The organism is Corynebacterium sp. KPL2830 (assembly GCF_040225635.1).
GTDB lineage: Bacteria > Actinomycetota > Actinomycetes > Mycobacteriales > Mycobacteriaceae > Corynebacterium.
Genome location: NZ_JBEHFR010000012.1, coordinates 22640 through 48753, shown reverse-complemented (window position 1 = coordinate 48753; position 26114 = coordinate 22640). Strand labels below are relative to the sequence as shown.

The window sequence follows — 26114 nt, the reverse complement described above, 5'->3', positions numbered from 1 at the left end:
TGGACGCATGACTGGAAGAATCATCCTGCTGCGCCATGGCCAAACCCATTCCAACGTCTCCCGGCTGCTTGATACCCGGCCGCCGGGCGCGGAGCTTACGGATCTGGGGCGCAACCAGGCCACGGAGGTGGGCCGGGAACTAGCGGGGTTTGTGGGCGATCGCGAGGTCGAATTCAAGTGCTCGATTGCGCTGCGGGCGCAGCAGACCGCCACCTTGGCGGCGCGCGCTTTTGAACAGGAGCGGAACCTGCCGCGCTTTTCCATTCCCATCGATGTCATCCCGAATGTGCAGGAGATTTTCGCCGGCGATTGGGAGCTCGATGCCAGCGAGGCCGCCCACCGCAGCCACGATACGGCCATGCGCGGCTGGTGCTACGGCGATAGCCAGGCCGCCATGGAAGGCGGCGAGCGGCTCCACGACGTGCTTTCGCGTTTCCAGCCCGCGCTGGAAGAGATTGCGGCGCAGCTTGCCGATGACCGCGATGTCATCCTCGTCAGCCACGGCGCCGCCATCCGGGTGGTGACCAAGCACGCCACCGGCGCGGATGCGGACTTTGCCTATACCGGTTATATGCCCAATTGCCGCTTTACCGTCATGGAACCGCGCGGCAAGAAATTTGGCGAGTGGACGCTTACCCGCTGGGCCGATATTGAGCTCTAACCCCAGCCCAGCTGGTGCAGTTCGTGTTCTTCCATGCCAAAGTAATGGCCTAGCTCGTGGAAGACCGTGACCTTGACCTGTTCGGCCAGGTCTTCTTCTGACGTGGCCCAGCGCTGCAGCGTGCTGCGATAGATGAAGATCGCATCGGGCAAATACCCGGTGTGGTCAAATGTGCGCCGAGGCAAAGCGACGCCCTCATAGAGTCCCAGCAAGGTGGGATTATCGGGGTTTTCCTCTTCCACCAGGATCACCAGGTTGCGCATCTTGCGCACGAATTCATCGGGCACCTGATCGAGGGCGTCATTGACCATCTCCTCGAAGCGCTCTTGCGAGACGGAATACATTTACGGCGCCGGCTTATTATCGCGAATCGGGTTGCGCTCAGGGCGCTCTTCCGGCGGGTTGCCATCGATGGAGAGCGCCTGGCGGCCACCGGTGGCGGTACCAGTGATGGAGGAGAAGCCGCCATCATCGCGGGCGTGGACGAGCGAGCAGTTCACGGACTTGGTGCCACCATTCCAGGACTCTTCCGATACGGTGCCCCAGAACGGTTGCAGCGTGGATTGGTAGAGCTGCTCTTCCCCGCCCAAGTAATCCTCAGCGGCGGCCGTGCAGGTATCCGAGAGGAATTTATCCATCTCCTTGCCGTCCGGGTACGCGTCGGGGAATTTCTTGCCCAAGTCGATGACGGATACCGTCTCCAGCTGGTGTGGCTGGCCGCAGTCCACGACGTGCGGTACCTGCTGATCATCGATGGCCAAGCACTCGCCCGGCTTAGCCAGATTGGCCTGCTCGGAGGCCTCGACGTTGCCGGTGGTCAATTGCGGCACGCCGTGATCATCGGTGGTCTGTAGGCCGCACAGCAGGGTGCGGTCACCGTTATCCCACGCGGATTCCGGCGGCAAAATGGAGGCAATATCGTATTTGCCGTGCGGATCCCACTTGCTGTGCAGGTAGCTCACTGTGGCGGATTCGCAGAGCTCATCGCGCAGCTGGTGCTGGCGGGTAAGCGCGGGCCGCGAGGCATCTGGGCCGAATTCGCTGGTGGGGTAGACGCTGAGATCCTCCACGGTAGAGACCTCAAAGCGGTGCTGCTCCGAGCATTCCACCTCTTTGAAGGAAGCGGCAGAGCCATCCTCGTTGATATCCCACGTCACGCAGGACCCAGCGGAAGCGGAGGTAAAAGGCTCCGTCTTCGGATCGGAGGATCCCGAGCCACCCGCACCGCCCTCAGCGGACTGCTCGGAAGAGGCCGTATTATCGGCCCCGTTGGAGCCGTGGTTGCTGACAATGCCGTAGATACCCATGAAAACGGCCGCCGCGATTGCTGAGATCAAGGCAATCTGGACGGCCACAGCGGAACGCCACGCAGGTGATTTCTTCATAAGGCCCATTATCTTACCCCTTAAGCAGGGTCTTTTCTAGATTGAGGTATCCCGGGAAACCCGGGTATTCAGGTGGTACCTATCGGTGCGGTAGACCGAGGAACACCACTCCACGGGCTTATCCCCCGAGCGCGAGCAGCGCACGATGTGCAGCAGTGGGGAACCCACGGGGACATCGAGAAGCGGCGCGATCTCCTCATTGGCGGCAATGGCGGAGACGGTCTGGTCCGCGTCCGTGATGGGGACGCCAAACGTCTTATCCAAAATCGAGTACACAGAGTTATAGGTGTCATTTTCCAGCAGGCTCGGCGCAAAGGTGGAGTTGTACCAGCCGTCATCGATGGAATAAGGCTCGCCATCGCCCAAGCGCAGCCTGCGCAAATGAATCTGTTCCTCTGTGGCAGGGGTGCCAAAGAAGTGGGTGGCCGCCTCCGGTGCGTTAGCGCGGCCGCTATTCAGGATCTTGGAGGAAGCCACCACGTCCTGGGCACTCATTTCATCGGAAAAAGAGGCCAGGTGAAGGCGCGATACCAAGGGGTTGGGGGCAACGAAGGTGCCTTTACCTCGCACGCGGCGCAATTTACCGGCGGCAACGAGATCCCCGATGGCCCGGCGCACGGTAATGCGGGAGACGCCATAGGTTTCCTCTAGGAGCCTCTCACCGGGGAGGATATCACCGGGTTTGAGGGTGGTATTACATAAATCCTCCAGAATATCGTGCAATTGGGCGTGCTTGGGGGTGGGGCCATCGCTGATTTCGCGGGCCGGTAATTCTAGGGAGGACATGATTCCATAATAATTCGGTGGTTATTACCACGGCAAGGCAATGGCAGTGCGCTAGAATCAGTTCCGTGATTGATCTCAAGCTACTCCGTGAAAACCCAGACGTTGTCCGCGCCTCCCAGGTCACCCGTGGGGAAGACCCCTCTCTCGTGGATCAGCTCCTCGCAGCCGATGAGAAGCGTCGCTCTGCCATCCAGAAGGCAGACGAGGTGCGTTCCCAGCAGAAATCCCTGGGCAAGAAGATTGGTCAAGCCTCCCCGGAAGAGCGCTCGGCGTTGCTGGAAGGCGCAGATGAGCTGAAAGCCAAGGTAAAAGAGGCAGAAGAGGCTCGGTCGGCTGCTGAGGCCACGGTGGAAGAGCTGCAGTACAAGATCGATAACGTCGTCGAAGGCGCACCCGCCGGCGGCGAGGACGACTTTGTCCTCGTTGAAGAAGTAGGCGAGATCCCGCACTTCGATTTCGAGCCCAAGGACCACCTTGAGCTCGGCGAATCCCTGGGGCTCATTGACGTCAAGCGCGGTGCGAAGGTCGGCGGTGCCCGCTTCTACTACCTCACCGGCGATGGCGCCTTTTTGCAGCTCGGCATGCTGATGTTGGCGGCGCAGAAGGCACGGGAAGCCGGCTTCCAGCTGATGATTCCGCCGGTTCTGGTGCGCCCAGAGATCATGGCCGGCACGGGCTTTTTGGGCCAGCACTCCGATGAGATCTACTACCTGCCAGTCGATGATCGCTACCTCGTGGGCACCTCCGAGGTTGCCCTGGCTGGTTACCACAAGGATGAGATCATCGATCTGTCCAATGGTCCTCTGCAGTACGCCGGCTGGTCCTCCTGCTTCCGCCGTGAGGCCGGTTCCCACGGTAAGGACACCCGCGGCATCCTGCGCGTGCACCAATTCGACAAGCTAGAAATGTTTGTCTACTGCAAGCCGGAAGACGCAGAGGACATGCACCAAAAGCTCCTCGATATGGAAAAGGAAATGCTGGCTGCGATGGAATTGCCGTACCGCACCATCGATATCGCCGGCGGTGACTTGGGCTCTTCGGCGGCCCGCAAATTCGATAACGAGGCGTGGGTGCCAACCCAAGGCACCTACCGCGAGCTGACCTCCACCTCCAATTGCACCACCTTCCAGGCCCGCCGTCTGTCCACCCGTTACCGCGATGAGAACGGAAAGACGCAGGTAGCCGCCACCTTGAACGGCACGTTGGCCACCACCCGTTGGATCGTGGCGATTTTGGAAAACCACCAACAAGCCGATGGCTCCGTCGTTGTTCCAGAGGCCTTGCGCCCATTCGTGGGCAAGGATGTTCTCACGCCGCAGTAGCCTGCGGAATCAAGCTAAAGGAGCACCATGAACGCTGCGACGAATTTCTTGTACCGCCAGATCACCCACATTGGGCGCGGCCTCACCTTGGCCCAAGGCCTGCAGATGCGCCTGTCTGGGGAAGAGAATATTCCCGATGACGGCGGTGCCGTCCTGGTGTGCAATCACACCGGGTACATGGATTTTCTGTTCGGCGCGTTCATTGCCTATTGTAAGAAACGGCTGGTGCGCTTTCTGGCTAAGGCCAGCATCTTTAGCGCGCCAGGCGTGGGTGCCCTGCTGCGCGCCATGGGGCACGTGCCGGTAGACCGCATCGATGGCAAAGAGTCCTTGCGCAAGGCGGTAGAGCTTGCCGAAGCCGGCGAGCTCGTCGGTGTCTTTTCGGAGGGCACGATTTCCCGCAGCTTTGAAATCCGTAGCATGAAAACCGGCGCATCTCGCATCGCTTTTGAAGCGGGCGTACCGGTTGTCCCGCAAGTGATGTTTGGTTCGCAGCGCCTGTGGACAAAGGGCCACAAGAAGAATTTGGGACGCACCAAGACTCCGGTCTTTATTTCCGCGCTCGAGCCGTATTACCCCACTGGGGACCCAGAAGCCGATACAGCTGAAATCCGACGGCGCATGCAGGAGGCCCTAGAGGGACTTTGGGAGGATTACGAGGCGGAGTTCGGCCCCATGCCCGCCGGCGAATATTGGGTTCCCGCGCGCAAGGGCGGTTCTGCCCCGACCCTGGAAGAGGCCGAAGCTCGCGATGCGGAGGTAGAAACGGAGCGGCACCGGGTGCGTCGTTTGCGCGATGACTTGGTAGGGCTCAAAGAGCGCGTTTCCGTTTCCACCGTTGAACTCGTGCGCAACCACATGGCCTCTGCCAAAGGTAAGGAAGGCCAGGAAGAACACGTTGGCGACGAGCCCCAGGAAAAGAAGCATATCGCGGCCGATACCTTGGAGTGGGTCAAAACCAATCTCAATGCCGTGGTGGAAGAGGCGACCCGTGGCTTGGATGAAGGCAAGGATAAGGTCGCCGATGTCATGGCGCAATTGAAGTCCGACGTGGCGCAGGCCCAGGCCTCTATTGCCGCAAGCAGCAAGGAGATCTGGGAAGGATCCGTGGTAGAGCAAGGATTGCTCGCCGCGGCGACACAGTCGCGCCTGATCGTTTCTCGCCTGCCGCACCGGCTCAAGGCCCAGTTTTCTGACATCCCGCGCGTAGTAGTGGCGCATCAAAGCACGCTGAACTGGGAAGACGATGCCCTGACCCCGCGGTTGAAGGCCGCGCTAGAAGGCATCTACCCCGCGGCGGAGGTGCTCATCGCGGTGTCGTGCGATGCGGATCTCGATGTCCCGCAGGCGGTGTGGCATATCCAGCTTGATGAGCAGGCCGAAAAGCCGCTCGTGGATAAGGAGGCGATGAAGGTTACCTCGGCCACGGCGGCCGCCGGCGTGGACTGCATCCTAGATGATTTGGAAGCCAAGCCGAGCGAGACTTTGGTCTTTGGTAATGAACCAGGGGATGAAGAATTTTTGAATCACATCCCGGTCGTTGCTCTAGAGACCGCACCCATCGAGGTGGTCAAGGAGGCGCAGGCTGTGACGTATTCCGCCGAGCGCGCAGGTATGTCTGAGGTTTTGGAAGCGATGGCCCGGCTACAAAAAGATTAGCCGCGTGCAAACGTTGGCGTTGTCACCCCCGCGAGGGGGTGTTTTTCTTTTTGGGGGGGCTAAGCAAAGGGTGGAAATTGACTGCTTACGGGGCCGGAAGTTACGTGTGAGAAACCTCTAGTGAATGTTTGCCCGGTGACCTCTAGCATAGGAGATAGGAGATATTGGCTCTACTTTTTAGAGCGCAATAGTCGCCATCATGAATCATCCAAAACTTGCTTTTAGCTGTGCTTACGCCATCTCATTCATCGTTTGTCGGAGCAAGCACACATGAGCACCAAGGAAGGAGATGCGGTCTCTAATGACCCAGCAAAGCAACCAATCCTTTAACCCCGAATATTTTGAAAATGTGTGGAACGGCTACGCGGATGAGGACTACGACGTCGTCATCATCGGTGGTGGCTCCGTAGGTGCCGGCGCGGCACTGGATGCAGCAACCCGCGGTTTGAAGACCGCAGTGCTGGAGACCCGCGACTTCGCCGCTGGTACCTCTTCTCGCTCTTCCAAGATGTTCCATGGTGGCCTGCGCTACCTTGCGATGTTTGACTTCCGCCTCGTGGCAGAGTCCCTAAAGGAGCGCGAGCTCAACATGTCCACGTTGGCTCCCCACTTAGTTAAGCCGCTGAAGTTCATCTTCCCGCTCACCCACCACGTATGGGAGCGCGTCATGATGTTCGGCGGCTTTACCCTTTATGACCTCATGGGCGGTGCAAAGAGCGTGCCGATGCAAAAGCACCTCACCCGCAAGGGCGCCCTTAAGGTCACCCCTGGCCTGAAGGAAGACGCCATCGTCGGTGGTGTGCGCTACTACGACACCCTGGTGGACGATGCCCGCCACACGATGACCGTGTTGCGCAGCGCCGCCGAGTACGGCGCCGATGTGCGCACCAATACCGAGGTCATCGGCTTTGATAAGGACCGCGGTGGCCGCATCGTTGGCGCCAAGGTCCGCGATACCGCCACCGGCCGCGAGGCCACCGTGCGCGGTAAGGTCTTCATCAACGCCACCGGTGTTTGGAACGACAAGATCCAGGAGCTGGCCGGCGTGGAAGGCAAGTTCACCGTTCACGCTTCCAAGGGTGTGCACATCGTCGTGCCAAAGGATGCCCTGGATGCAGAAGCAGCCCTGTGCTTCGTGACCGAAAAGTCCGTCCTCTTCGTCATTCCATGGGGTGATTACTGGATCATCGGTACCACCGATACCGACTGGGAGAAGGGTCTATCCCTTCCGGATCCCGCCCCCACCAAGGCAGATATTGACTACATCCTGAATGAGGTCAACCAGCGCGTGCGTCGCCAGATCACCCGCGATGACATCGTCGGTGTCTACTCTGGCCTGCGCCCGTTGCTGTCCGGTAAGTCCGATTCCACCACCAACCTGTCCCGCAACCACGCCGTGGCTCGCGTGGCCCCAGGCATGGTTTCCGTTGCCGGTGGTAAGTACACCACCTACCGCGTCATCGGTAAGGATGCCGTTGACCTAGCCGTGAAGGAACTCGGCGGCAAGGTGCCGGAGTCCATCACCGAGCACACCCCGATTCTGGGCGCTGCCGGCTACCACGCACTGGCCAACCAGATTCCTACCTTGGCCCGCCGCTACAACCTGAGTGAGGACTTCATCGAGCACCTGCTCGGCCGCTACGGTTCGCTTTTGGGCGAGGTTCTGGCTCCTGCGCAGGATGACGAGTCCTTGCTCGAGCCCGTTCCTGGCGCAGAGTCCTACCTCTGGGCTGAGGTGCGCTACGCCGTCACCCACGAGGGTGCACTGCACTTGGACGATATCTTGACCCGTCGCCTCCGCGTTGCCATCGAGTTCGGTGACCGTGGCGTCAACGCAGCTCCCGCTGTTGCGGACTTCGTTGCTCCGCTGCTGGATTGGAGCGAGGAAGACAAGCAGCTCGAGGTGGATACCTTCACCAAGCACACCGAGGCCGAGCTGGCTGCCGAGGCAGCTGTAACTGACCGCGAAGCTAACGACATTCTGGTCCGCGCTGGCTCCGCTCGTCCGACCGAGACTCAAGGATAAGGGGAGGCGCTAATGGCTGGATCTGACGCATTTTTGTGGGAGTTTATCGGCACCACGCTGCTGATGCTTCTTGGTAACGGCGTGTGTGCGCTGGTAAACCTCCGCACTTCGGGCGCCCGTGGCTCCGACTGGATTGTTATTGCCTTGGGTTGGGGCATGGGTGTCTTCGTCGGCGCCAGCGTCGCTGACCCAACCGGCGGTCACTTGAACCCTGCGGTAACGCTCATGCTCGCGCTCAATGGTTCGCTCGAATGGAACTTGGTTCCGTTCTACGTGCTGGGCCAAATCCTGGGTGCTATGTTCGGTGCCTTCTTGGCCTGGGCCGCATTCAAGCAGCTCTTCGATGCGAATAACTACGACGAAGAGGGCAATGTCACTGGTGCCAATTCTGAAACCGCGGGCATCTTCTTCACTGCCCCCGCTCACCCACACAATGGATGGAATACGGTAACTGAGTTCATCGCCACCACCGTATTGTTGATGTTCATCGCCTTCGGCCCTGCCGGCGGCGAGCTGGGACCGCTGAGCTACTTCGGTGTGGCATTCGTTGTTGTCGCCGTTGGCCTGTCCCTGGGTACGCCTACGGGATACGCCATCAACCCGGTCCGTGACTTGGGTCCACGCTTGATGTACGCCTTCGTCCTGCCCATTAAGGACAAGGGCAGCGCTAATTGGGGCTATGCTTGGGTGCCGATTGTTGGCCCGCTGCTTTCGGCCGTCGCCGTTGGTCTACTGTCCATTGCGCTTTAATCCAACCCTATACAGGAGAAATTAGACACATGAGTGATAAGAAATACGTCGCAGCTATTGACCAGGGAACCACGTCAACCCGCTGCATCATCTTTAACCACGATGGCGATCAGATTTCCGTGGGCCAGCTCGAGCACGAGCAGATCTTCCCAGAAAAGGGTTGGGTAGAACACGACCCGCAGGAGATCTGGAGCAACACTCGCCGCGCCGTGGGGGAGGCTTTGGCCAATGGCGATATAACAGTAGAAGATATCGACTCCGTCGGTATCACCAACCAGCGCGAAACCACAGTTGTGTGGGATAAGAACACTGGCGAGCCCGTCTACAACGCCATCGTCTGGCAGGACACCCGCACCTCCGCTATCTGTAAGGAACTGGCTGGTGAAGAGGGCCCGGATAAGTGGCGCCGCCGCACCGGCCTGCTGATCAACTCCTACCCTGCCGGCCCGAAGGTGAAGTGGATCCTCGACAATGTCGATGGCGTCCGCGAGCGCGCCGAAAAGGGCGACCTGCTCTTCGGCACCATTGACTCTTGGCTGCTGTGGAACCTTACCGGCGGTGCCGAGGGCGACGGCGACATGGAAGCGCTGCACGCAACGGACGTGACCAACGCTTCGCGTACGCTCCTCATGGACATCGAAAAGCTGGAGTGGGACGAAGAGCTGTGCAAGGAAATGGGCATTCCGATGTCCATGCTGCCGGAGATTCGCCCGTCCCTGGGTGATTTCCGCACCGTTCGGGAGCGCGGTTCCCTCGCCGGCGTACCTATTCGCGCCATCCTGGGGGACCAGCAGTCCGCTATGTTCGGCCAAGGCTGCTTCCGTGCGGGTTCGGCCAAGAACACCTACGGCACCGGCCTCTTCCTGCTGCTGAACACCGGTACCACCCCGAAGTTCTCCGATAACGGCCTGTTGACCACCGTCTGCTTCCAGCGCGAGGGTGAGCGCCCCGTGTACGCACTGGAAGGCTCCGTATCCATGGGTGGCTCCCTGGTGCAGTGGCTGCGCGATAACCTGCAGCTCATCCCTAATTCCTCTGCCATCGAGAACTTGGCACGGGAGACCAAGGACAACGGTGGCGTTTACATTGTTCCGGCGTTCTCCGGTCTCTTCGCCCCGCACTGGCGTCCTGATGCCCGCGGCGTCATCGTGGGCCTGACCCGCTTTGCCAACCGTGGACACCTGGCCCGCGCCGTCCTCGAAGCAACCGCCTACCAGACCCGCGACGTGGCAGATGCCATGGTGGCGGACTCCGGCGTGGAGATCACCGAGCTGCGCGTGGATGGCGGCATGACCACCAACGAGCTGCTCATGCAATTCCAGTCTGACATCCTGGGCGTGGAGGTACACCGCCCGAAGAACATTGAGACCACCGCAACCGGCGCCGCTGTTGCTGCCGGCTTGGACAATGGCTTCTGGGAAGACCTCAGCATCTTGGATACCCAGCGCGGTGACCTCACCGTATTCAAGCCCAAGATGGAACAAGAAGAGGTGGATTACCTCTACGGTGAATGGAAGCGCGCTATCAAGCGTTCCTTGAACTGGGAAGACTCCGATGAGGATGAGTTGGACTTCTAAGTCCTGAAGTAAACTCGCGGGTATGGATACTTTCCCTACTCGGGCCCCTCGGCTCATCGCGAGCGATATTGACGGCACCCTGCTGGACCGCAATCATCGCGTCCCGCGTCGTAACCGCGACGCAGTGGCGCGGGCGGTGCAGCAGGGTGCTTATTTTGCTTTGTCCACCGGCAGGCCTTTTCGCTGGATACAGCCGGTGCTGGAGCAGCTCACGGTGCGCCCGGTATGCGTGACCTCAAATGGGGCGGTGCTCTATGATTCCGCGGAAGACCGCGTGCTATCCGCGCGGGAGCTTTATCCAGACGCGCTAGAAGAGGTGGTGGCGGTAGCGCTGCGCGTCCTTGGCACGGTTGGCTTTGGTGCAGAGCGGGCGGGTGGCTCGCTTGCCGATGCCCCCGAGGAGCTCTTCGTCGTCGACCCGCACTACTCCGAAAATGCCCTCTTTGAAGGCTTCGGCGTCGTCAGCGTGGGCGAGCTGGTGGCGCAGCCAGTGGTCAAGCTGCTTATCCGGAATACGGATTATTCCGCGCCAGAACTCTATGACTTGATTGCGCCCCATATTGATCCGGAGCTGGCGCATATCACCTACTCCATGCAGGAGGGCGTGCTCGAGGTCGCGGCCCCCAACGTCACCAAGCGCCGCGGCGTGGAGTGGTTGGCTAACCAGCATGGGATAGCGCAGGAAGAGACCATTGCCTTTGGCGATATGCCCAACGATATTGAGATGCTCACGTGGGCCGGCTGTGGCGTGGCAATGGAAAACGCCCTCCCGGCGGTGAAGGCGGCCGCTGATGCGGTCACCGTGGCCAACCACCAGGCGGGCGTGGCAAAGGTTTTGGAGCGCTGGTTCTAACTCCCGCTCCACGGGGAGGCTAGTCGGTGTAGATGTCTACCTTTTCGGTATCCATGTTGTAGACAATCTCGCCGCCTTGGAACTGGACGCGGATTTCCTTGCCGTCTTTCACCTCGTTTGTGGTGGGCAGCCCGAGCTTGGAAGCGTTATCGCCTTCTGCCCACTTCTTGGCAATCTCTCCGGTCAGGGCCTTTGCCCCAGAGTCCTCGGAGGAGAGGACCACACCGTTTTTGAAGAGCTGGTACATGATCTTGCCGGAATCGGTGGTGTCAGGTCCGCCAACGGCGAGACCCAAGACTGGGCCAAAGGCGTTCAGGACGGAGGTCCAGGATTCCTTGAGGCCTTCGTTATTAGAAAGCTGCACAACCTTGTTGACGATCTTCGGAATCTCGCCGACGGTAAGCTCACCCGCAACCTTCTTATCGGCATCCGGCTGCGCTACGCGGTCATTGGCAACCAAGACGCCGAACACGGTGGCGGCGATGCCAGCCAAGGCCTGGATGGTCGATACTGGGACATCGACACCAGCGATGGAAGAGGTGGTATCTCCCGAGGTGGAATGATCGCCGCCACTCGATGGCGACTTCTTATCCCAGTTCATTGCTGCGGAGTTACCGCCAGCCTTAACAGCGTCGTACTTCTTTTTGGTGTTCTTGCGGATCTCGTCCCAGTGCTGCACGGTGTAGCGACCCGGGCACTGGGTGTAGTGGAAATCATTGTGACCGCTGAAGGCAGGCACGGTTGCCTGCGCACCGGCTGGAAAGCGGGAGCCGCCAAAGCCGCCAGAGGTCAGGGTAGCGGTGCCCGTGGGATCGATGCCGGAAATTGCTGCCTTCCACCCGGCAATTTCTGCCACCGAGTTCAGCATCTTCTGTGATGGCTCCTCAATTTCGTAGTTGCCAATCATGGAAATACCCCAGTTATGGGAGTTGAAGCCACCAACGTGTGCGCCCTGGACGGCCTTGTCCAGCCCGCCGTAGCGGCCCTCGTAGATGGTACCGAACTTATCCACGAGCACGTTGTATCCAATATCGCACCAGCCCAGATTCTGGGCGTGGTACTCGTAGGCAGCGCGAACCTGTGCGGCAGCCTGTGCCGGGGTGTAGTTATTGGAGCCCGCGGTGTGGTGCAGCGTCATCGCCTTGATGCCGTCATCGTAGGTGGGCTGTTGGCAGCGCTTGGATTCATCGGCGCCCCACCCAGAGCGGGACACTACCTTGGGCATGCCATCGGTGGCAGCAGTAGGTTCGATGGCTTGGCCTTCTTGGGCATTGCCGTCCATAAAGACGGCATCCAGGTCCGACACGGTGGTGCGGTCGGTGTTGTTTTCATCAGCTACAGGGGCGATATCGCCGACGTTAGAAGGCTGTGAGGCGGCGCGGTTGGCATCCGCAGCGCCGACTGCTTTATCGGGCAACTCAGCATCGTCATCCAGGTTGGAACCGGTTACTAGGTCTACATTGGCCATGGATACCTGCACATCGTTGGTATCGCCCACGTAAATAAGCTCGGTACCGTTCTTGCCATCACCGTAGTTCATGGCATCCATATCGAACCACTCGCTCCAGGAGCCGTCCTCCTGCTTGGAGCGGACGAAGGAGTGCACGTCGCGCTTGCCCTCCCAGGTCACGGCGAACATGTTGAACGCCTCGTCGCGGTGGAAGTGCTTGACGGCACGTGGGCCCTCGCCATCGCCTTGCGCTGCTACGGCGGGATCATCAACGACGACGGAGTCGGCGTCGCTGAAGCTTTCTGAGGCGTTTTTCACCTCGATGGGGCCGCCGGACCCAGAGTCCTGGGTTTTGAGGACCTGTTGGCCGCCGAATGCGGCCGCCATGACGAGGGCAATGGAGGAAACCGTCGCGATGACGGGTGTGGTCCACGTTGACCTCGTGGGGACTAGTCGACGTCGTTGCTTCACTCTATTCTCCCTGGGTTGAGTTAGGTGCCGATGTAGCTGTAAAAACGGTTGCCAAAAGTTAACAGTTGATAGTGATGCTACGAGTGTGACAACTGTGAATCTTGTTGCGACACGCCGATGACCCGTGTTCCCCTCTGGAGTGCAATAAAGTGGAAGCCATGACTTCTTATGACCTCATCGTTGTTGGTTCCGGATTCTTTGGCCTGACCGTTGCGGAAAGGGCCGCTAGCCAGCTGGGAAAGAAGGTGCTCATCGTCGAGCGTCGCGAGCACCTGGGCGGCAATGCCTATTCCGAGGCGGAACCCACCACCGGAATTGAAGTGCACAAATACGGCGCGCACCTCTTCCACACCTCCAATAAGCGCGTGTGGGAGTACTGCAACCAGTTCACCGATTTCACCGACTACCAGCACCGCGTCTTTGCCATGCACGATGGCACCGCCTACCAATTCCCCATGGGGCTGGGGCTAATCAACCAATTCTTCGGGCGGTACTACTCGCCCGATGAGGCCCGCGAACTGATCAAAGACCAGGCCGGCGAATTCTCTGCGGATGAGGCCAAAAACCTGGAGGAAAAGGCCATCGCGCTTATCGGACGCCCGCTCTATGAGGCGTTCATCCGCGACTACACCGCCAAGCAGTGGCAGACCGACCCCAAGGAACTGCCGGCCAGCAATATCACCCGCCTGCCGGTGCGCTATACCTTCAATAACCGCTACTTCAACGACACCTACGAAGGTCTGCCCGTTGATGGCTATGCGGCGTGGCTAGAAAACATGGCGGATCATGAAAACATCGAGGTCCGCCTGGATACCGATTGGTTCGATGTTCGCGAGGATCTGCGCGCCGATTCCCCGGATGCTCCCGTTATCTACACCGGCCCGTTGGACCGCTACTTCGACTTCGCCGAAGGCGAGCTCGGCTGGCGCACCTTGGACTTCGACCTCGAGGTGCTCGATACTGGCGACTTCCAGGGCACCCCGGTGATGAACTACAACGATGCCGACGTGGACTTCACCCGCATCCACGAGTTCCGCCACTTCCACCCAGAGCGCAAGGACCGTTACCCCTCCGATAAGACGGTCATCATGAAAGAGTACTCGCGCTTTGCCGATAAGGGCGATGAGCCGTATTACCCCATCAATACCCCGGAAGACCGTTCCAAGCTGGAGGCGTACCGCAAACTAGCCGCCCAAGAAGCCAAGCAGAACAAGGTGTTATTCGGCGGCCGCTTGGGCACCTATCAGTACTTGGATATGCACATGGCCATTGGCGCCGCGCTGTCCCTATTCGATAACAAGCTCGTGCCCTTCTGGAACGAGGGCAAGGCCATCGAGCAAGAGCGCGGGCACTAAGAGCTGCTAATCTGCCCTGGGCACGCTATGCTTAGTCACCTCACAGGTTAGGAGGTGACGGCATGGCTCAACGCAAGAAATACACCAAGCCCGGGCACGCGGACCGCAGCATGTGGAAGATGTCCCCGGAGCGGCTCCAGGAGCATTTGAAACTGCGCAGCCGCGCAACGCGCATTCCCGATAAGAAAAAGCAGCAAGCAAAGAAGGCCTGCCGGAACACCCGGCGGGCCTTTCCGCTATTCAACCCAGCTATTATGAGTGCTCGCATCGCTCATTAGGTGCAGTACTGGAAAGTATCTTTATGGTGTTTATTCAGCCCGAAGCCCAAAAATTCCTCGACCTGAACAGGAACTCCCCACAGCTGGACACGCGTACCCCAGAAGAAAACCGTGCCGCCCAGCTGAAGACGGCAGCGGCTTGGGGCAAGAAAACCCCCGATGGCTTCCGTATATGAGACTTCGGTGCGCGGTGTCACGGTGCGGGTTTATGTACCGGAGGGGCTCACGCTTTCCGATGCCCCACCAGCAGAGCCCGCCTTCATCTTCTTCCACGGCGGCGGCTGGGTGCTGGGGGATTTAGAAACCACGGATACAACCGTGCGTGATATTGCCGCAGAATCGGGAATCATCTGTATCAGCGTGCACTATCGCCGTGCACCGGAACACCCCTTCCCAGCACCATTAGATGATTGCCGGGCGGTAGTAGACGGGGTGCTACAAGGAGAATTGAGAGTTGGTGTCGATCCAGCGCGCGTTGCCGTGGGCGGAGACAGTGCGGGCGGCAATATCGCAGCGGTCATCGCACAAGAACTCCGCGATCAGCTGGCTCATCAAGTGTTGATCTATCCCGTCATGGATTTATCCACCTTTGACACGCAATCCCATTCGGATTTTAGCGACGGCTACTACCTCACCCGGCGGCACCTTAACTATTTTTACGATTCTTATGCTGGCGCTGCAGACCGCACGGATATACGTATGTCTCCCGGCAGGAATGGCGATCTGGCGGGGCTGCCCCCAGCGACTGTGATCACCGGTGAACTCGATCCGTTGGTCTCTGAAGTAAGTGACTACGTTGAGCGGATGCTCAATGCGGGAAATGTAGTAAGCTCTATCGAATTTAAGGGCCAGGTCCATCCGTTCGTCCAGATGGGCGGGATTATTTCGGATGCATTGATCGCGCGCACCATTATTGGCAGCGAATTGAAACGTGCGTTGCGAGGCCAAAGCTAAAAGGCCGCGATCTGCCGGAGCTAAAGGAAAGCGCGGCGTGAACACCCAACACTCAACACAACACCAACACAACACTCAACACTCAACACAACACTGCACATGTTGAGTGTTGTGTTGAGTGTTATGTGTAGTGTTCACCCATGGTTTCGGGGTTAAAACCCTGCCACCACCAGTTTTGCCAGATTGCGGCCTCCGGGTGCGGCGGTGGAGTGATGGTGTCGTGTGGTGTGTGTATGGAGCTGACGGGGCTAATGCCGTGCAGCGAGTTGATAAACCACAGGGGACATTCCGCAGCGAGTGCTGGGGTCAACGGGCGCTGCGCGGTGGAAATCCCCAATTCTTTGCAGCGGTGCAGGATCTGGCGCAGGGTCACGCTGGGCAGGCGCACGTCGGTGGGAAGCAGGAGCGTGTCGCCGTCCCAGGCGATGAGCGCGCCGGTGGTGGTTTCTGCGATGGCGCCGTGGGCATCGACAATCGCGGTGTCATCGGTGCCGCTTTCCTGATACCGGCTGCGGTAGGCGGCCAGGGCGGGCAAGTCCGGGCCTTTAATGAGAGGCTGCACGCGGGGATCGGGGGCCTTAACGTAGGTAAGGCGCGTGTGGGCGCGCGGAGCCGGTGCGGGCCGGATATCGAGGTATAGCTCGTCGGCTATGAGGGCAATGCGGGGAAAGAGCTCGCCGCCTGAAAGCAGCTCCAGCATGGCGGGAACGAAGCCTGCGGGCAAGGTCCCGGCGGCGGATTCGAAGCGCTCCAAGTGCAGGTGGAGACCGTGCGTGCGGCCTTGCGAATGCCGCCAAGAATCGGCCACGGCGCAGGGGATAGCCGGTGGGGTGCAGGGGATGAAGGCGCCGTCGCGCCAGATATAGGAGCTCATGACCACGCCCCGAGGACCGATTGGGCCTTGAGGTTTCTTTCGGCCAGCTCGGCTGCGGGATCGGAATCGAGGACGATGGCCCCGCCGGCGCCGACGGTGACCTCGGAACCCGCGCGCACCGCGGTGCGGATGACCACGCTGAAATCAGCCTCGCCGGAATACCCGAGGTAGCCCACGATGCCGGAATAGACGCCGCGGGGTCCTGCCTCGAGGGCATCGATAATCTCGCAGGTGCGCAGCTTCGGCGCGCCGGTCATAGAACCGGGCGGGAAGGCGGCGCGGATGGCGTCGAGCGCGGTGGCGCCGGGGCGCAATTGGCCGGTGATCGTGGAGACGAGCTGGTGCACGGTGGCATAGCTTTCCACGTTCATCAACCCCGGAACGCGCACGGTGCCGGGCTCGCACACGCGGGATAAATCGTTGCGCAAAAGGTCCACGATCATGAGGTTCTCGGCGCGGGTTTTGGGGTCATCGCGAAGCAGCGCGGGGTCCTGGTGGGCTGGAATGGTGCCCTTGATGGGCTTGGCCTCGACGCGGTTATCGCGCACGCTAAGGAAACGCTCGGGCGAGGCGCTGCAGATTTCCACGCCGTCGAAGACCAGATGCGCCGCGTACGGTGCCGGGTTGTGCCGGCGCAGCGCAGCATAAATATCGCCGGTGGCCTGCGCGGTATAGGTATCGGTCAGGCATACCTCGTAGCTTTCCCCAGCGTGCAAGAGCTCTTGGGCGCGCTGGATTCGGTCAAGGTAGTCGGTGGCGCGCCAGGCGCCCGCGCTTGCCGATGCCCCCTCGTTTCCCACCTGCCCGCCCTCCAGGGCTGCCTCCAACCGGTCGAGAAGGCCCTGCGCGCCGTCGCCATCCAGGCAGCATAGGTGCGCCATTTGCCGGTGGTGGTCGTAGATAAGGAAGGACTGCGGCCGGATGAAGTAGGCATCGGGATACGGCGAGCGGTGGCGCAGCTGGATGGGCAGGGTAAGCTGCGCGCATTCGTAGCCGAGGAAACCTACCACCCCGCCGGTAAACGGCAAATCCGGCGCGTCAAAGACCTGCGTGGATAGCTCGCGCTCGAGGGCGGTGAGGATATCGGGGGCTTCGCCAAGCCGGTAGCGAAAGGATTGGCTAAGCGGACCGGTGGCATCGCCAAGAATGCTATAGCGCCCGCGCGCGTCGACGGAGTCGAGGAAGAAGGCGTCGGTGCCGTCTGCCTGCAGCGCCGCGAAGACCCGTGGGCAGTCAATCGCGCCGGGGACCTCGCGGTGGAGGAGGCGAAAACCGCCGAGGAAGTTGCGCAGCAGGGTCGCGCCGTGCCGGGTGAGTACCGATTCGGGGTGGAATTGCACGCCCCAATGCGGCAGGCCATCGACCTTGAGGGCTTGGACGGTGCCATCTTCGCTGCGGGCGTGCACGGTGATGCCCGGGGCAGGCTCAATGTGCAGCGAGTGGTAGCGCACCGCCTGAAAGTTCTGCGGGATGGAGGCGAAAATCCCCTCGCCGGAGTGGCTAATGGTGGACACGAAGCCGTGGCGCGGTTCGGGCGCGCGGCGTATGCGGGCGCCGGCGAGCATCGCCAGCCCCTGGTGGCCAAGGCAGACGCCGAGCAGGGGGATTCGCGCTGCGGCGGCCGCCTCGATAACGCGCCGGGACATGCCGAAGTCGTTGTTTTCCTCCGGGGTTCCGGGGCCAGGGGAGATAACCACGTGGCTGAATTCGCCGGCGCGCACGCGATCTGGGATGTCGGCGGCCTCGCCCGCGGGAACGACGAGGGGCTCGGTTCCGGAGACCTCAGCGATGAGGTGCGCAAGGTTAAACGTGTACGAGTCGTAATTATCAATGAGCAGGATCATCAAAGGCAGAGTCTATAGCCCAGTGCGCCCCACGCGTAACTTGCTCCACGGGAGGTCTAACTATTGGGTGATGACCAACTAATTGACGTATGTCACACTACGTTGTAAAGTTAACTTTAAGTTAACAACAAGCAAACGGGGAAAGAATTCAGGAAAGGGGATAACAATGAACCAGTTTGAAACCCTCCGTCATGACCTGCACACCAAGTACGGTCACGGATATACCCGTGCTGAAATCGATACGAAGTTGGACGAGGTCATCGCCAAGCACACCGCCAACGCCGAGCTCGTGGAATTCATCCCCGTGCTGGTAGAGCGCGAGGTGCGCGAGTTCTTCGGCGCCCACCGCATCCACGTTCGCTTCGCCGCGGGCAATAACCACGCCCTGGCCAAGGCCGCAGCGGACCTCACTAAGAAGCACGCCGGGGGAGGCGCTTTACGTCGATACCGCCGCCGCGCACCCGGAAAATGACGGCAATGACCACCTGGCCCACGTCATGAGCGAGCGCGGCATGGGCCAAGCTCCTAAGAAGTACCTCGAAGAGGTGCGCACCGTGGCCATGCCGGACTACATCGTTTACCTGGGACGCGAGGTCGAGCGCGATGAGGCCGGCAAGGACATCAAAATCTGGGACATCGCCCCGGCTGAGACCGTTGAGCAGGCCCGCGAGCTTGCCGATGACCTAGAAGCCCGCGTCTACTACATGCTGAACAAGCTGGGCATCGACCCGGTAACCGAGCGCGTGAATGCATAAGGGGAGGCACCATAAGCCCTGGGCCGAGGAGGAATTCCTCGGCCCTTCTTTTATTGTCCGCGTGTAAACCCGAGCAGGCGCGCGAAAGCAACTACGCTAGGTCGCTGACTACTGTTTGAATCGTTTGGAGAATCGAAGCAATCGTGACTGCCAACAACACCTCGGCCTATGAGCCCCTGCAGCGAATCTTGCTGCCCAAGCGCGGCGAACCCTTTGATGTACGCATGCTCTACCTCATCGAGGCGGAGCAAAACCGCGAGCGCTTGAGCTGGACAAACCGCACCGCCGTGACCATCCCGGCCGGCGAAGAAGCCTCCTTTGAAACCTACTTCAACGCCTTCCCAGCCTCCTACTGGCGCCGCTGGTCGCAATTGCGCTCGGTGGTTTTAAGCCTAGAGATCGAGGGTCAGGCCAACGTTTCTTTGTACCGTTCCAAGCAGGATGGCCAGCGCATCTCCGTGGCCAACCACCTCGTGGGCACCGGCCACCACGAGTTTGAGCTGCCGCTGAAAAACTTCGAGGACGGCGGCTGGCTGTGGTTCGATATCACCGCGGAAAAGGAAACCACGGTGTCGGATGCAGCCTGGTGCTCCCCGCAGGCCCCAGCGGCGCAAACGCTTCCCGATGGCACCGAGCTCGCCCCTTCCGAAAAGCGCGTCGCCGTCGGTATTCCCACCTTTAACCGCCCCACGGATGCCGTCGCTGCCCTGCAGGCCCTGGCAGAAGATCCCGTGGTGGATGAGATCATTGACTTCGTCCTCATGCCGGACCAAGGCAACCAGCACCCGGCCGATGAGCCGGGTTACGACGAGGCGGTGGCCCACTTTGGCGAGCGTTTCCGCGAATTCCGTCAGGGCAACCTGGGCGGCTCCGGCGGCTATTCCCGCATTATGTACGAGGCGCTGGAGAATACGGATTCGCCCTTCATCTTGTATATGGACGATGACATTGCCATCGAACCGGACTCCGTGCTGCGCGCGGTGCAAGCCGCACGCTATGCGGAAAAGCCGATCATCTTTGGCGGGCAGATGCTCAACCTGCAGGAACGCTCCCAGCTGCGCACCACCGGTGAGCAGGTCAACCGCTCCGATTTCATGTGGGGCGCCGCGCCGCATGCCGTGTATGACCACGACTTTGCCAAGTACCCGCTGCGCGCCATTGGCACGCCAGAAACCCATGTGGATCCAAAGAAGTACGATTCTCGCGCGCTGCACCGCCGCGTGGACGTGGAATATAACGGCTGGTGGATGTGCCTCTTCCCGCGCGTGGTGGCAGAGACCAACGGTCAGCCACTGCCGCTGTTTATCAAGTGGGACGATACCGAGTACTCCCTGCGCGCCGCCCGCAATGGCTTCCCCACGGTGACCTGGCCGGGCGCGGCCATCTGGCACATGGCTTGGGCGGATAAGGACGATGCCATTGACTGGCAGGCCTATTTCCACCTGCGCAACCGCTTGATCGTGGCCTCACTGTACCACGATGGCGCAGTATCTGGCATTACCAAGTCCATCTTTAAGTCCACGCTCAAGCACACCATGTGCATGGAATACTCCACCATGGCCATCCAAATTGAGGCCATGAAGGACTTCCTGGCGGGGCCGGACCACCTCTTCGATATCTTGGATACCTCGCTGCCGCGCATCGCGGAGATCCGCAAGAACTACTCGGATGCGGTCATCATCGAATCCGCAGACCAGCTGCCGGCGCCGACCGGCGCGCCGGGCGTTCCCACCCGCAATGTGGGCGGGCGCTTGGCCAAGGTCAAGAAGCTGCCGTGGGCAGCAAAGGGGCTTAAGCACCTGCTGAGTAAGGAGGATCCCGCGCATCACGCGGCGCCGCAGCTGAACCTCACCCCGGACGAGGCGCGTTGGTTTACCCTTTCCCGCGTTGACTCCGCCACCGTTTCCACGGCCGGCGGCACGGGCGTGGCCTTCCGCAAGCGCGACCGCGATTTGGCCAAGGAGCTTATCGTTGAAACCCGCAGCCTGCTGAAAGAAATTGAAGAAAACTTCGATGACCTGCGGGCACAATACCGCGCCGCGTTGCCAGAACTGACCGCGCGGTCTTCCTGGAAGAAGGTTTTTGATGCCCAATAAGCTTTCCATCGCAGAATCCCACGTCTTGGAGTCCATTCAGAACGCCGCCTTTGACGTGCCGGGAGTGCTGCCCACCGCCCGCGGATTAAGCCACTTGGGCGAGCACGCCCTGGGCTGGATGGGTGGCGCGGCACTTGGGGCCAGTTTGGACAAGCAGCGCCGGGAGGAGTGGATTCGGATCGGTGCCGCGGCGTTTACCGCGCATGCGGCAAGCGTGGTGCTCAAGCGCATCGTCCGGCGCAAGCGGCCCGATTATTCCTACGTGCGCGTTGGGGTCAAAACCCCCTCGCGCCTATCCTTCCCGTCCTCGCATGCCACCTCCACCACGGCCTTTTTGGTGGGCCTATCCCGCCTGACGGGGTCCAAGGCACCGCTTGTGGGAGTGCCGGTGATGATGGCATCGCGTATGGTGCTCGGGGTGCACTATCCAACCGATACCGTTGCGGGCGCAGCCATTGGCGCTGCTACCGCGCGGGCAATGACGAAGGGAAAGACGCATGAGTGAGGACGGCAACCAGCACTTTCTCCATTCGGAGCCGCATACGTCCGGCGTCGATACCGGACGCAAGCGCAAGCCGCCGAAGAATTTGGCCGATGGCATGGTCAAGGCCCTGCGCCCGAAGCAATGGGTAAAAAACATTCTCGTGCTGGCCGCGCCCGCTGCGGCCGGTGCGGACTCGCTCTTTCACGGGCGCGTGCTTGTCGATGTCCTCCTAGCCTTCATCGTCTTCTGCCTCGGCGCTTCTTCCATCTACCTGATTAATGACGCCAAGGATTGGCGCGAGGACCAGGAGCACCCGACCAAGCGCTTCCGCCCGATTGCCTCGGGCGTGCTGCCCATCAAGGTGGCCTATGTCATGGCTGTGGTGCTCGTTGGCCTGTCCATCGGGCTGTCTTTTTTGGCCACCGCTGGACTAGAGCTAGCCATCGTCATGGCGGTTTATATCGCCCTGCAGCTGGGCTATTGCTTTGGCTGGAAGCATATTCCGGTCATCGATATTGCGCTGGTGTCCTCCGGATTCATGCTGCGCACCATGGCCGGCGGCGTGGCGGCCGATATTGAGCTTTCGCAGTGGTTCTTGCTGGTTGCTGCCTTTGGCTCGCTGTTTATGGCCTCCGGTAAGCGCTATGCCGAAATCCTACTGGTGGAAAAGACCGGTGCGAAGATTCGCAAATCCTTGCAGGGCTATACGCCGACCTACTTGCGCTTTGTCTGGACGCTAGCGGCCACCGCCGTGGTGGTCTTCTACTCCCTGTGGGGCTTTGAACTGGCTAATGCCGCAACCTCCGGTGGCGTGTGGTACCAGATTTCCATGGTGCCGTTTACCATCGCCATCCTGCGCTATGCCGCCGATGTGGACCGCGGCCAAGGTGGTGCGCCGGAAGAAATCGCGTTGGGGGACCGCACCCTGCAGATCCTCGCCATCGCTTGGCTGGCCTGCATCGCCATGGCCGTCTACATTATGCCATTGGTCTAAGCAGCGGTGGCATAGACGTGTTGAACTAGAAGATCTTGAGGGACCTGATATACTCACCCCACGTGGTTAACACCGGTAACAAGAGAATCGTACGTTGGAGCGTACCCGCCTCGGTTCTTATTATCGGTGTTTTTTCTTTGTGGGGTGGCTTTGCCCGCCGCTGGATCGCCGATGATGGACTCATCGTCCTGCGCACCGTCCGCAACTTAGAGGCCGGCAACGGGCCTGTGTTCAATGTGGGCGAGCGCGTCGAGGCCAATACCTCCACGGTCTGGCAATACCTCATCTTTGTAGCGCGGTGGGTAAGCGGTGCTGAGCTCGAAACGATCGCCATCTACCTCGGGCTTATCCTGGCGGTTGCGGCGATGGTGGTGGGCACGTGGGCATCGGCAAGCATGCACAAGGGAATTGTTCTTCCCGCTGGTGCCTTGGTGTATCTGGCCCTGCCACCGGCACGGGACTTTTTTACCTCCGGCTTGGAATGGAGCCTGTGTCTTTTCTACTTGGCCGTCTTGTGGTGGATGCTGATTTCATGGGCGCGACCGCGACAAGAATTGCCGCCCGAGCCTCTCGTGTATGGGTTGGCATTCTGGGCGGGGCTGTCCTGGCTCATTCGCCCTGAGCTCGCCCTGTATGGCGGCTTGGTTGGCGTTGTACTCATAGTGAGCACGCGTTCGTGGAAGGTTATCGCTGCCGCCTTGCCCCTGCCCCTGGGGTATCAAGTCTTCCGCATGGGCTACTACGGCCTGCTTACGCCTCATACCGCCGTTGCGAAATCCGCGGCCGGTTCCGCGTGGGGCAAAGGGTTTGCGTATCTGGGTGACTTTATGATGCCCTACGCGCTGTACCTCCCACTCATCGTGCTGGCAGTGGCGGCGCTATGGAAAGCCAATTTTCGCCCGCCGGCGCTGCGCTCGCTGCAGACTGTGGTTTATATCTTCTTGGGCGCTGCGCTTTTGCATGCCTTGTATGTTGTGCACGTGGGCGGCGACTTTATGCATGGACGCATGTTGCTGCTTCCGCTTTTTGCCGCGCTCCTGCCCATCTTCGTAGTTAATCTACGAACCTGGTGGGCTGCCGTATTCTCTGCGGTGTGGGCTCTCGTTATTGTCGTGCATGGCCACCCGGTAGACCGCGCTGCGTACGCGGGGAAGCTTACTGTTGTGGATGAGCGGGACTATTGGACCGATATCACCAACCGGCAGGAACCACCTCGCCGGGCCGAGGATTTCCTGGGTATGGATTTGATGAATGACTACGAAAAAGCGGTGCAGGACTTGGCAGCCGGCGATGCCATGACCTTCCGCTATATCAAGGAAGGGGGCCAGCCATCGTGGACGACGGTGCCCGCGGATCCGGAACGCTCCGATCCTCCCACTGTGTATTTTCTTAGCCTCGGTCTTACTTCTATGAATGCCCCGCTTGAGGTGCGCGTGCTCGATGAAATTGGGCTCAGTAATCCCCTAGCAGCGCGCCAGCCCCGCATCGAGGGCGGGCGCATTGGCCATGATAAGAGCCTTGGTGTGGCGTGGCAGATTGCCGATTCTGCAGTGGATATTGACTCCCTATTGCTGGGGCAGGATAAAGATTCCGCGTGGCAAGCACGCACTGCGCTTAATGATGCCAATTTCCAGAAACTCTTTGCCACCTATAGGCAACCGCTAACCTGGGGCCGATTCTTAGAAAATGTTAAATTTTCCCTGACAGAGGGAAGGACCCTAACCTTTTCCTCCGATCCGGGGGATTACCTGCAATGATGGTTGATAATGAGGCAAAAAGCCTGTGAGTGAACTACACTGCCTTTCAGTGAGGTTTTCGCTGAGGGGTGTTAACGATTCACAGGTTCCCAGCGATAAAGCCAAAGAACAATAATTGAGTACTTTGTGGAGGAGAAAGATGACTGCATCTTTGAGGGGACGCGTCCTATCGGTCATCATGGCGGTGGCCGTAGCGCTTGGCCTCGCCGTAGTGGCAGGCGGCACGCAGCAGGCACACGCGGGAAACCGCGATTGGCTGCGTCCGGATAATACTGGCACCTGTGAATGGGACCCAGTTGGATTTTGGGTTCAGCGCTGTGATGTCTGGTCCCCGTCCATGAACCGTAATATCCCGGTACAGATTCAGCCCGCAAAGAATGGCGGCAACGCTGGTTTCTACCTATTGGATGGCATGCGCGCTACCTACGCAACCAGCGGCTGGGTTAGCCCGCATAGCGAGGTTAATGCCGCAAAGACCTACTCGGACAGCAACCTCACCCTCGTGATGCCGGCAGGTGGCGAGTCTTCTTTCTATGCCGACTGGCAGGCACCGGGCAAGTATGATCCGAACGATCCGGTTAACTACAAGTGGGAGACCTTCCTTACCCAGGAGCTTCCTGCCTACCTCGAGCAGAACTTTGGCGTGGCCCGCAACAACAATGCGATCGCTGGCCTCTCCATGGGTGCCGGTTCCGCCATGACTTTGGCTGCTAAGCACACTGACCAGTTCAAGCAGGTACTGTCCTACTCTGGTTACTTGACTATGACGGTTCCAGGTGCCCAGACTGTCCTTCGTTTGGCCATGCTGGATGTAGGCGGGTTCAATGTCAATGCCATGTACGGTTCCCTATTTAACCCAAGGCGTTTCCAGAATGACCCGCTCATGCTGATTCCGCAGCTGCGCGATGGTGGTACCGATGTTTATATTTCAGCCGCATCCGGTATGCCGGGTCAATTGGATAAGGAAACCCTCCCACCGAAGTTCCAAGCACCGGGTGTCGCACTGGAGGTTGGTTCTCAGCTGACCACCCGCGCTTGGGAAGGCGCCGCTCGACTGCAGGGGCTGAACCCAACGGTGAGCTACCCGGCCGAGGGCTTGCATAACTGGTACCAATGGGACTACCAGCTCAATGCTTCCAAGCCACGCGTTCTCAACGCTTTGAATGCCTGGTAAGGCTCACTAACGGACTATCCCCGCGCCGTTTGAACTGCTCCCCAGTAGTTGGACTGAGAAATCAGCTACCAACTAGTGGGGAGCATTTTTCTTTGGGACTATGAAGTTCGCTAAGTGAAACGCAGCGCGAGCAAATGGTGGAGCGTTTCGAACAGGGCAGGGGCACCAAGCCGGAGGGGCTTACTGAAGGAGACAAACAGCGTCGCAAAAACGAACTGTTGCCGGCCGAAAATGCCTAGCTGAAAAATACAGATGAAGGCTTCCAATACCAGCATTCAACCTGGCGGACATTGATCCACGACAACGGCGGCGTTCAGTCGATGTCGCGTACAGCCAACTGCTACGACAACGCAGTAATAGAGAACGCTTTCGGTCACCTGAAAAGCGAGACATACCACGGAGAAGACTTCAGCACCGTCGAGGAGTTCACCCAGGCGATCGAAGATTACATCCAGTAGTACAACACCGAACGCACCCAACAATGACTTAAGGGCCTGACCCCGATGCAATATCGGAGTCAGGCCCTTGCTCCCCAAACCTTCTTGAATTAAACCCGTCTAACTCTTGGGGACTAGTTCATGGCGCTTTCGGTGGTGTTGCGGGTTCGTG

22 protein-coding genes and 2 pseudogenes are annotated in these 26114 nt (G+C 59.8%); 18 read left to right on the top strand and 6 right to left on the bottom strand.

Features of this window, described 5'->3' with window-relative positions:
• Positions 1–7: 7 nt before the first annotated feature.
• Positions 8–661 (top strand): histidine phosphatase family protein, encoded by a 654-nt coding sequence (locus tag ABRP87_RS05760; protein ID WP_349868029.1) that lies wholly within the window; start codon positions 8–10, stop codon positions 659–661.
• Here ABRP87_RS05760 and ABRP87_RS05755 read toward each other — a convergent pair.
• The 3 genes from ABRP87_RS05755 to ABRP87_RS05745 are packed head-to-tail and all read right to left on the bottom strand — an operon-like array spanning position 658 to position 2832.
• On the bottom strand, positions 658–1005 hold the full coding sequence (locus ABRP87_RS05755; protein WP_349868028.1) for a metallopeptidase family protein: 348 nt from the start codon (positions 1003–1005) through the stop codon (positions 658–660). The two genes, ABRP87_RS05760 and ABRP87_RS05755, sit on opposite strands and share 4 nt — an antisense overlap.
• Positions 1006–2055: a septum formation family protein gene (locus ABRP87_RS05750; protein WP_349868027.1), complete on the bottom strand. Its 1050-nt coding sequence runs from the start codon at positions 2053–2055 to the stop codon at positions 1006–1008.
• 27 nt (positions 2056–2082) lie between these two features.
• Positions 2083–2832 carry a GntR family transcriptional regulator gene (locus ABRP87_RS05745; RefSeq protein ID WP_349868026.1) on the bottom strand — a complete coding sequence of 250 codons (750 nt, stop codon included), beginning with the start codon at positions 2830–2832 and terminating at the stop codon, positions 2083–2085.
• Between the two features lie 65 nt (positions 2833–2897).
• On the opposite strand from ABRP87_RS05745, the gene serS reads away from it, so the two are divergent.
• The 6 genes from serS (at position 2898) to ABRP87_RS05715 (ending at position 11019) form a co-directional block, all read left to right on the top strand.
• Positions 2898–4154 (top strand): serine--tRNA ligase, encoded by a 1257-nt coding sequence (serS, locus tag ABRP87_RS05740; RefSeq protein ID WP_349868025.1) that lies wholly within the window; start codon positions 2898–2900, stop codon positions 4152–4154.
• A 27-nt stretch (positions 4155–4181) separates the two neighbouring features.
• The gene (locus ABRP87_RS05735) at positions 4182–5813 is read left to right on the top strand and encodes a lysophospholipid acyltransferase family protein (RefSeq protein ID WP_349868024.1); all 1632 of its coding nucleotides are present in this window, start codon (positions 4182–4184) and stop codon (positions 5811–5813) included.
• 301 nt (positions 5814–6114) lie between these two features.
• Positions 6115–7839 carry a glycerol-3-phosphate dehydrogenase/oxidase gene (locus ABRP87_RS05730; RefSeq protein WP_239269309.1) on the top strand — a complete coding sequence of 575 codons (1725 nt, stop codon included), beginning with the start codon at positions 6115–6117 and terminating at the stop codon, positions 7837–7839.
• Positions 7840–7851: 12 nt separating this feature from the next.
• Complete coding sequence (locus tag ABRP87_RS05725; protein WP_284772108.1) at positions 7852–8589, top strand: MIP/aquaporin family protein; 738 nt, start codon at positions 7852–7854, stop codon at positions 8587–8589.
• 29 nt (positions 8590–8618) lie between these two features.
• Positions 8619–10166, top strand: coding sequence for a glycerol kinase GlpK (glpK, locus tag ABRP87_RS05720; protein WP_349868023.1), 1548 nt, complete (start codon positions 8619–8621; stop codon positions 10164–10166).
• Between the two features lie 22 nt (positions 10167–10188).
• Entirely contained in the window at positions 10189–11019 is an 831-nt protein-coding gene (locus tag ABRP87_RS05715; RefSeq protein ID WP_349868022.1) for an HAD family hydrolase, read from the top strand.
• 19 nt (positions 11020–11038) lie between these two features.
• Here ABRP87_RS05715 and ABRP87_RS05710 read toward each other — a convergent pair whose 3' ends face one another.
• Entirely contained in the window at positions 11039–12940 is a 1902-nt protein-coding gene (locus ABRP87_RS05710) for an N-acetylmuramoyl-L-alanine amidase (RefSeq protein ID WP_349868021.1), read from the bottom strand.
• Positions 12941–13098: 158 nt separating this feature from the next.
• Between ABRP87_RS05710 and glf the strand changes: the two genes are divergently transcribed.
• The 4 genes from glf to ABRP87_RS05690 all read left to right on the top strand — a co-directional run bounded on the left by glf (position 13099) and on the right by ABRP87_RS05690 (position 15527).
• The gene (gene glf / locus ABRP87_RS05705; protein WP_349868020.1) at positions 13099–14295 is read left to right on the top strand and encodes a UDP-galactopyranose mutase; all 1197 of its coding nucleotides are present in this window, start codon (positions 13099–13101) and stop codon (positions 14293–14295) included.
• A gap of 62 nt (positions 14296–14357) precedes the next feature.
• Positions 14358–14573, top strand: coding sequence for a hypothetical protein (locus tag ABRP87_RS05700; protein WP_023024323.1), 216 nt, complete (start codon positions 14358–14360; stop codon positions 14571–14573).
• Between the two features lie 23 nt (positions 14574–14596).
• On the top strand, positions 14597–14749 hold the full coding sequence (locus ABRP87_RS05695) for a hypothetical protein (RefSeq protein ID WP_349868019.1): 153 nt from the start codon (positions 14597–14599) through the stop codon (positions 14747–14749).
• A complete protein-coding gene (locus ABRP87_RS05690; RefSeq protein WP_349868018.1) occupies positions 14733–15527 on the top strand; it encodes an alpha/beta hydrolase in 795 nt (264 codons plus the stop codon). Before ABRP87_RS05695 ends, ABRP87_RS05690 begins: the two co-directional genes overlap by 17 nt.
• Positions 15528–15648: 121 nt before the next feature.
• Here the strand turns inward: ABRP87_RS05690 and ABRP87_RS05685 are convergent, their stop codons facing one another.
• Positions 15649–16401 carry an aminotransferase class IV gene (locus ABRP87_RS05685; protein WP_349868017.1) on the bottom strand — a complete coding sequence of 251 codons (753 nt, stop codon included), beginning with the start codon at positions 16399–16401 and terminating at the stop codon, positions 15649–15651.
• Positions 16398–18245, bottom strand: a complete 1848-nt coding sequence (locus ABRP87_RS05680) for a chorismate-binding protein (RefSeq protein WP_349868016.1) — start codon at positions 18243–18245, stop codon at positions 16398–16400. Before ABRP87_RS05680 ends, ABRP87_RS05685 begins: the two co-directional genes overlap by 4 nt.
• 166 nt (positions 18246–18411) lie before the next feature.
• On the opposite strand from ABRP87_RS05680, the pseudogene ABRP87_RS05675 reads away from it, so the two are divergent.
• The 7 genes and pseudogenes from ABRP87_RS05675 to ABRP87_RS05645 all read left to right on the top strand — a co-directional run.
• A pseudogene (locus ABRP87_RS05675) lies at positions 18412–19000 on the top strand (three-helix bundle dimerization domain-containing protein).
• A gap of 143 nt (positions 19001–19143) precedes the next feature.
• The gene (locus ABRP87_RS05670; RefSeq protein WP_349868015.1) at positions 19144–21096 is read left to right on the top strand and encodes a glycosyltransferase; all 1953 of its coding nucleotides are present in this window, start codon (positions 19144–19146) and stop codon (positions 21094–21096) included.
• Complete coding sequence (locus ABRP87_RS05665) at positions 21086–21601, top strand: phosphatase PAP2 family protein (RefSeq protein ID WP_349864198.1); 516 nt, start codon at positions 21086–21088, stop codon at positions 21599–21601. The genes ABRP87_RS05670 and ABRP87_RS05665 overlap by 11 nt, the downstream gene beginning before the upstream one ends.
• Positions 21594–22574 (top strand): decaprenyl-phosphate phosphoribosyltransferase, encoded by a 981-nt coding sequence (locus ABRP87_RS05660; RefSeq protein ID WP_023024308.1) that lies wholly within the window; start codon positions 21594–21596, stop codon positions 22572–22574. The genes ABRP87_RS05665 and ABRP87_RS05660 overlap by 8 nt, the downstream gene beginning before the upstream one ends.
• Before the next feature lie 62 nt (positions 22575–22636).
• On the top strand, positions 22637–24331 hold the full coding sequence (locus ABRP87_RS05655) for an arabinofuranosyltransferase AftB family protein (RefSeq protein ID WP_349868014.1): 1695 nt from the start codon (positions 22637–22639) through the stop codon (positions 24329–24331).
• Positions 24332–24470: 139 nt separating this feature from the next.
• A complete protein-coding gene (locus tag ABRP87_RS05650) occupies positions 24471–25505 on the top strand; it encodes an alpha/beta hydrolase (RefSeq protein WP_284772114.1) in 1035 nt (344 codons plus the stop codon).
• Between the two features lie 239 nt (positions 25506–25744).
• Positions 25745–25990, top strand: a pseudogene (locus ABRP87_RS05645) (IS3 family transposase); the annotation flags it as partial.
• Positions 25991–26114: the final 124 nt, after the last annotated feature.

Excerpts from the sequence above, each read along its gene's own strand:
- ABRP87_RS05735 (WP_349868024.1), top strand. The coding sequence starts at position 4,182 with ATGAACGCTGCGACGAATTTCTTGTACCGCCAGATCACCCACATTGGG.
- glpK (WP_349868023.1), top strand. The coding sequence starts at position 8,619 with ATGAGTGATAAGAAATACGTCGCAGCTATTGACCAGGGAACCACGTCA.
- ABRP87_RS05745 (WP_349868026.1), bottom strand. The coding sequence starts at position 2,832 with ATGTCCTCCCTAGAATTACCGGCCCGCGAAATCAGCGATGGCCCCACC.
- ABRP87_RS05750 (WP_349868027.1), bottom strand. The coding sequence starts at position 2,055 with ATGGGCCTTATGAAGAAATCACCTGCGTGGCGTTCCGCTGTGGCCGTC.
- ABRP87_RS05715 (WP_349868022.1), top strand. The coding sequence starts at position 10,189 with ATGGATACTTTCCCTACTCGGGCCCCTCGGCTCATCGCGAGCGATATT.
- ABRP87_RS05725 (WP_284772108.1), top strand. The coding sequence starts at position 7,852 with ATGGCTGGATCTGACGCATTTTTGTGGGAGTTTATCGGCACCACGCTG.
- ABRP87_RS05660 (WP_023024308.1), top strand. The coding sequence starts at position 21,594 with ATGAGTGAGGACGGCAACCAGCACTTTCTCCATTCGGAGCCGCATACG.
- ABRP87_RS05730 (WP_239269309.1), top strand. The coding sequence starts at position 6,115 with ATGACCCAGCAAAGCAACCAATCCTTTAACCCCGAATATTTTGAAAAT.
- ABRP87_RS05700 (WP_023024323.1), top strand. The coding sequence starts at position 14,358 with ATGGCTCAACGCAAGAAATACACCAAGCCCGGGCACGCGGACCGCAGC.
- ABRP87_RS05695 (WP_349868019.1), top strand. The coding sequence starts at position 14,597 with ATGGTGTTTATTCAGCCCGAAGCCCAAAAATTCCTCGACCTGAACAGG.
- glf (WP_349868020.1), top strand. The coding sequence starts at position 13,099 with ATGACTTCTTATGACCTCATCGTTGTTGGTTCCGGATTCTTTGGCCTG.
- ABRP87_RS05690 (WP_349868018.1), top strand. The coding sequence starts at position 14,733 with ATGGCTTCCGTATATGAGACTTCGGTGCGCGGTGTCACGGTGCGGGTT.
- ABRP87_RS05665 (WP_349864198.1), top strand. The coding sequence starts at position 21,086 with ATGCCCAATAAGCTTTCCATCGCAGAATCCCACGTCTTGGAGTCCATT.
- ABRP87_RS05760 (WP_349868029.1), top strand. The coding sequence starts at position 8 with ATGACTGGAAGAATCATCCTGCTGCGCCATGGCCAAACCCATTCCAAC.
- ABRP87_RS05680 (WP_349868016.1), bottom strand. The coding sequence starts at position 18,245 with ATGATCCTGCTCATTGATAATTACGACTCGTACACGTTTAACCTTGCG.
- ABRP87_RS05685 (WP_349868017.1), bottom strand. The coding sequence starts at position 16,401 with ATGAGCTCCTATATCTGGCGCGACGGCGCCTTCATCCCCTGCACCCCA.
- ABRP87_RS05650 (WP_284772114.1), top strand. The coding sequence starts at position 24,471 with ATGACTGCATCTTTGAGGGGACGCGTCCTATCGGTCATCATGGCGGTG.
- ABRP87_RS05755 (WP_349868028.1), bottom strand. The coding sequence starts at position 1,005 with ATGTATTCCGTCTCGCAAGAGCGCTTCGAGGAGATGGTCAATGACGCC.